The 5,837-nt window shown below is 72.5% G+C and carries 4 protein-coding genes and 2 tRNA genes; 1 reads left to right on the plus strand and 5 read right to left on the minus strand.

What is annotated here, in order from left to right:
- Positions 1–865: DUF2332 domain-containing protein (locus E2E34_RS30170; RefSeq protein ID WP_138905043.1), on the plus strand; the 865-nt coding region annotated here is incomplete at its 5' end.
- Here the strand turns inward: E2E34_RS30170 and E2E34_RS30175 are convergent.
- The 5 genes from E2E34_RS30175 to E2E34_RS30195 all read right to left on the minus strand — a co-directional run bounded on the left by E2E34_RS30175 (position 804) and on the right by E2E34_RS30195 (position 5,469).
- Positions 804–2,006, minus strand: coding sequence for a PP2C family protein-serine/threonine phosphatase (locus E2E34_RS30175; RefSeq protein WP_244316261.1), 1,203 nt, complete (start codon positions 2,004–2,006; stop codon positions 804–806). The genes E2E34_RS30170 and E2E34_RS30175 overlap by 62 nt on opposite strands.
- A 174-nt stretch (positions 2,007–2,180) precedes the next feature.
- A tRNA-Met gene (locus tag E2E34_RS30180) sits at positions 2,181–2,254 on the minus strand.
- A 151-nt stretch (positions 2,255–2,405) separates the two neighbouring features.
- The gene (locus tag E2E34_RS30185) at positions 2,406–2,606 is read right to left on the minus strand and encodes a DUF5988 family protein (protein WP_138905044.1); all 201 of its coding nucleotides are present in this window, start codon (positions 2,604–2,606) and stop codon (positions 2,406–2,408) included.
- Between the two features lie 134 nt (positions 2,607–2,740).
- Positions 2,741–2,816 (minus strand) — tRNA-Lys (locus tag E2E34_RS30190).
- Positions 2,817–3,255: 439 nt separating this feature from the next.
- Positions 3,256–5,469: a DEAD/DEAH box helicase gene (locus E2E34_RS30195; protein ID WP_208765381.1), complete on the minus strand. Its 2,214-nt coding sequence runs from the start codon at positions 5,467–5,469 to the stop codon at positions 3,256–3,258.
- Between the last annotated feature and the right edge of the window lie 368 nt (positions 5,470–5,837).

Consider the following 5,837-nt stretch of genomic DNA (forward strand, 5'->3'; position numbering starts at 1 on the left):
CCTCTGCACCCTCGTCGCCGCCCTCCCGCCCGGCAACAAGCAGCAGCCCAACCTCCTCCTGGCCGCCGTCCGGTACCTCGGCGGCCCCTACGAGCGCTGGGCGCCCTTCCGCGACTGGACCCTGGCCCACTGGGACGCCGTACGCGCCGTCATGCTGGCCCGCTTCACCCAGACCAACGAGCCCGCCCGCTGCGCCACCCTGCTGCCCCTCCTCGCCGCGCTCCCCCAGCCCCTCGCCCTCATCGAGGCCGGCGCCTCCGCCGGCCTGTGCCTCCATCCGGACCGCTACGCCTACCGCTACGACGGCGGTCCCGTCCTGGGCGACTCCCCCGTCACCTTCGACTGCCGCACGGTCGGCCTCGCGCCCCTGCCCGCCGCGCTCCCGGACATCGCCTGGCGGGCCGGCATCGACCTGAACCCCCTCGACCCCACCGACGCGGACGACGTCCGCTGGCTCCAGTCACTGATCTGGCCCGGCCGCACCGAGCGCCCGCGTCAGCAACTCGCCGCCATCGAGGCCGTCCGTACGGCGCCCGGGCCCCGCATCGTGCACGGCGACCTCGTAGACGAACTCCCGGCGCTGGCCGCCGAGGCCCCCGACGACGCCACCCTGGTCGTCTTCCACACCGCCGTACTGACCTACCTGCCGCTCGCCCGCCGCGAGGAGTTCGCCGCGCTCGTCCGCGAGCTGCCCGGCCACTGGATCTCCAACGAGCACCACACCGTCCTGCCCTGGCTCGACGCCCCCGCCCCCGACGACGAGCACCTGCTCACCCTCGCCCTCGACGAACGCGCGGTCGCCTTCACGGCCCCGCACGGCCAGAGCCTGCACTGGTTCGCTCCTCCGGCAACCCCGGCCGCCTGACCAGGCCCACCGTCCTGCGGCGGTCCTGCTGCCCCTCGGCGGGCCGCCCGACCGCCAGCAGGGCCATGTCGTCCGTGGCCGCCCCGGCCGTGTGCAGCCGTACGTCGGCAACGAGCGCGTCCAGCAGCTCGTCGGGGCCGGGGAAGATCCGGCCGCGCAGCCGGGCGGCCGGATCGTAGAAGACACCGGCGGCGTTCCGTGCCTCGGACAGGCCGTCGGTGTAGAGCAGCAGCGTGGCGCCGGGCGGGAACGCGCACTCCAGCGTCCGGTCCGGCCAGGCGCCCAGGTCGCCCATCCCCAGCGGCAGCGCGGCCTCGGGCGGCACGATCCGCGCGAGGTCGCCGTCGGCGTACAGCAGGAGCGGTTCCGGGTGGCCCCGGTTGACGAACCGCACGACGCCCCGGCCGTGCGGGATCTCGGCCAGTACGGCCGTCGTGAAGCCCTCGAAGGCGTCGAGCCCGTCGCGCCGGGCACCCTCCCGCGTCAGCGCCCGCTCCAGCCGCCGCGCCACCCCGTCGAGCGCGCTCTCCTGCTCAGCGGCCTCCCGGAAGGCCCCGACGACGACGGCGACCGCCTCCACCGCGCCGAGCCCCTTCCCGCGTACGTCGCCGACCACCAGCCGCACCCCGGACGGCGTGTCCTGGACGGCGAACAGGTCCCCGCCGATGAAGGCGTCCGCCTGAGCGGCCTCGTACCGCGCGGCGATGTGCAGCCCGGCGATCCGGTCCGCCGGTACGGGGAGCACGGCGCGCTGGGCCGCCTCCGCGATGGTGCGGGCGGAGGCGAGCTGCCGGCCGCTGCGGCGTACGACACGGTTGATGAGCAGCGCGAGGACGGCGACGGTCACCACGGTGATCAGCTCGGTCACGGACTCGACGTGTGTCGAGGTGCCGTTGTAGAGATGCAGCCCCACGACGGCGGCGACGGCGACGCCCCCGGTCACCAGGGTGTTGCGGAACGAGGACAGCGGGGCGGCGATCAGCGGGGCGGCCGCGAAGAGCGGCGACGCGGTGAAGTTCGGCGGCGTGGTGACGTCGAAGGCGCACCCGCCGACGATCAGCAGCACGGGCAGCGCCCGGACGAACCGCGAAGCCGCCCTGCCCCCGCCGCGTCCGTCCGCCGCTCCGCCCAGCTTCCCCACCAGTGGTCTCCTGCTCGCCGCACCCGGCCGCGGACCGTACCGCGCCCAGCCCAGGCTGGCCGCAGCCGCGCCGCGCGGCCATCGGGGGCCGACCGAACGGGGGACGCGGAAGCGCCCGGACACGACGAAGGCCCGGATCTCTTCCGAGATCCGGGCCTTCGTTTTCTTCTTCAGTAGCGGGGACAGGATTTGAACCTGCGACCTCTGGGTTATGAGCCCAGCGAGCTACCGAGCTGCTCCACCCCGCGTCGTTGAACCCAACTGTACGCCATCGGGGAGCCGCCCCCGACCACACGCCCCACGCGGCTCGCACGGCCGGCACCACGGCCGCGAACGCCCACCCGGGCTGTGACGGCACCCGCGCGGGACACCGCCCAACCCGCCTCCCCCGCGACGGCGTTACTCGGCGATCTCCGTACGCTCCCACCACGCGTACACCGTCACGCGTCCCTGGTCGGTGTCCTGGTGCCGCGCCGTGACCTTGAAATGCTCGTATCCGCCGCGGTGCGGGATCTTCAACTCTTTCCCGGGCGGCGTGATCGGCACGATCCGCTCCCGCAGATCGTCCGGCCCGCCTTCGAGGAGTGCCTTTTCCGTCATGCCCACAGTCTTGCTACGCCCCACCGCACGCGCACGTCGGAGCACGCCGTCCGGAGACACGGAAGCGCCCCGCCGGAACCGTCCGGACGGGGCGCTGACGTGCGGGGCGACCGGAATGACCCGGACGCCTCGGGTGGTAGGCCGTGTGGGACTCGAACCCACAACCAACGGATTAAAAGTCCGCTGCTCTGCCAATTGAGCTAACGGCCCTCGGCGAATCACCCCCGAGCATAGCCGCAGCGGACCCGGTAGCCGATCGGGTATCGGTTACCGGGCCCGTCACAGGGACCACCGGCTCCAGAACAGGCCCTCGCAGCCCTGCCGTCCGGTGCCGTCACCGGTCGGATCACCGACGCCGGCGATCCGCTCGTACGACTTCCAGTTCGAGCCGATCTTCACCGTGGCCGCGAGCCTGCTGCCGCCGCACCGGCGAGGAAGTACATGTCGCCGGTCGACGCCTGACGGGCGACCAGGTCGTCCAGAGACCTTCCCGGCAGGTCCCGTGGTGCAAGGCGCAGCCGCCGTGGCGTGGGCGGAACGTGGCAGGAGGCGCTGGGGCGGGGGACAGGGAAACGAAAAGCGGGCCCGTTCGTGAAGAACGGGCCCGCTTTCGCAGGTCAGCGGGTTACGCCGCCGAGCTGATCAGCTATCAGCTGCGCTTCCAGCGGGGCTTGTCGTCGCGGCGGCCGAAGGAGCCGGTCGCCGTGCCGCTGCCACGGTGGTCGTCACGACGGCCCTGCGGGCGGTCGTGGCCGGTGCGGAAGCCGCCGCCGGTGGCCGGACGGTCGTCACGTCGGTCGCGGTTGAACGGACGGTCGGCGCCGCCGGAGCGGAAGCCGCCACCGGTGGCCGGGCGGTCGTCACGACGCTGGAAACCACCGCGCTCGCCGCCACCACGGTTGTCGTCACGGCGGAAGCCGCCGCCACGGTTGTCGTCACGACGCTCGAACGGACGGCCACCACGGTCGCCACCCGCCGGGCGGTCGTCACGGCGCTGGAAACCACCGCGCTCGCCGCCACCACGGTTGTCGTCACGGCGGAAGCCGCCGCCACGGTTGTCGTCACGACGCTCGAACGGACGGCCACCACGGTCGCCACCCGCCGGACGGTCGTCACGGCGCTGGAAACCACCGCGCTCGCCACCGCGGTCGTCCCGGCGGAAGCCGCCACGGTCACCACCGCGGTCGTCCCGGCGGAAGCCGCCACGGTCACCACCACGGTCGCCACCGCGGTCGTCGCGACGCTGGTAGTTGCCGCGGTCGTCGCGACGCTCCGGCGCCTGCGCCGGAACAGCGGCGGCAGCCTCAGCGGCGGCCAGCTCGGCCTCGGCGGCCTTCGCCATCTCGGCGACGGCCTCGTCCGGGTCCTCGCCACGCTCGCGCGCCGCGCGGGCGACCAGACGGTCGGCCTCCTCGCGCAGCTCGGTCGCCCGGCGCTGGACGCGCTCCAGCTCGCGGGTGAGCTCCTTGGCCTCGCGCTCCGCCTGCTTGGCGGCGTTGTTCGCGGAGTCGGCCTGGACCTCGGTGAGCGAACGGGCGCCGGTGATCTCGGCGACCTCCGGCTCGAACGCGCCGGCCCCGCCGACGATGTGGCGCGAGGCGTCGACGCCCGCGTCCTCCATCAGGCGGAAGATCTGGCGGCGCTGGTGCGGCAGCGACAGGGAGACGACGACACCGGACTTGCCGGCGCGGGCGGTACGGCCCGAGCGGTGCAGGTAGTCCTTGTGGTCACCGGCCGGGTCGACGTTCAGCACCAGGTCGATGCCGTCGACGTGGATGCCGCGGGCGGCGACGTCGGTGGCGACCAGGGCGTTGACGTAACCCTTCTTGAAGTCCTCGAGGACGCGCGTACGGGCGCCCTGCGTCATGCCGCCGTGCAGCGCGTCGGCCTTGACGCCCGAGTCCTGGAGCTGCTCGGCGATGCGGTCCGCGCCCAGCTGGGTGCGGACGAAGATGATCGTGCGGCCCTTGCGGGCGGCGATCGCGGCCGTGACCGGCGCCTTGTCCTTCGGCTTCACGACGAGGACGTGGTGGGTCATGGTCGAGACGTTGCCCTGGGCGCTGTCGACCTCGTGGGTGACCGGGTTGGTCAGGTAGCGCTTGACCAGCGTGCTGATCTCGTTCTCCATGGTGGCGGAGAAGAGCATGCGCTGGCCGCCGCCGGGGATCTGGTCGAGCAGCTCGGTGACCTCGGGCAGGAAGCCCAGGTCGGACATCTGGTCGGCCTCGTCGAGGACGGCGACCTGGACGTTCTCCAGCGAGCACGCGCCGCGGTTGATGATGTCGCGCAGACGGCCCGGGGTGGCGACGAGGACGTCGACGCCGCGCTCCAGGGCGTAGATCTGGTTGCTCATGGACGTACCGCCGCAGACGACCTTCATCTTCAGGCCGAGTACGTCGCCGTACGGCTGAAGCGCGTCCGCGACCTGCATCGCGAGCTCACGGGTCGGCGTCAGGATGATCGCGCGGGGCTTCTTCTTCTCGGTGTGGCCGCCGGCCAGCGTGGCCAGGGTCGGCAGACCGAAGGAGAGCGTCTTACCGGAGCCGGTGCGGCCGCGGCCGAGGATGTCCTTGCCGGCCAGGGCGTCCGGGATGGTCGCGGCCTGGATCGGGAAGGGGCTGGTGACGCCGTTCTGCGCGAGCTTGCGGACGACACCGTCCGGCAGGCCCAGGGAGGCGAAGGTCACAGAGGGCTCGGTGTCCTCGTCGGCCTCGGCGGCCTCGATCGCGTCGGTGCTCTCGGTGAGCTCGGAGATCTCGGCGGGGGACTCGGTGGTGACCTCTGCGGCCTCGATGACGTCGGCGGTCGCTACGACCGTCTCGTTCTCGGGCATGGCGGTGCGGTCAGTGCTGGAAATGGACATACGAAATGCGAAACCTCTCGGAGTCTCGGCACGCGCCCAAACTCCGTGAAATCGCAAATCAATCGCAAATCGACCGCCTCAGTGCGGTCAGTCACGGTAAGGGAGAGTACGCGCCACGGGGCGCTCCAGGTCCTCGTTCTTTACGAGAACTCAACGGCGCCGGGCAATGGGATCAAACGATCTATAACCATACGCACCCTCCCCCACTTATGGCAAACCGAGGTCGCTACACCGGCCCCACCTGCGGCGATGCCTCCGGCTCCCGCACCATTTCGCGCCGCTGCCCCATCGCCGCCGTCTGCGTGTCCGCCGCCGGCGACGCCGAGGGCGGCGGCGGGGTCGGCTCCGGTTCGGACGGCTCCGGGGGC

Origin of the sequence: Streptomyces albidochromogenes, assembly GCF_005981925.1 — a bacterium.
GTDB classification, from domain to species: Bacteria; Actinomycetota; Actinomycetes; order Streptomycetales; family Streptomycetaceae; genus Streptomyces; species Streptomyces albidochromogenes.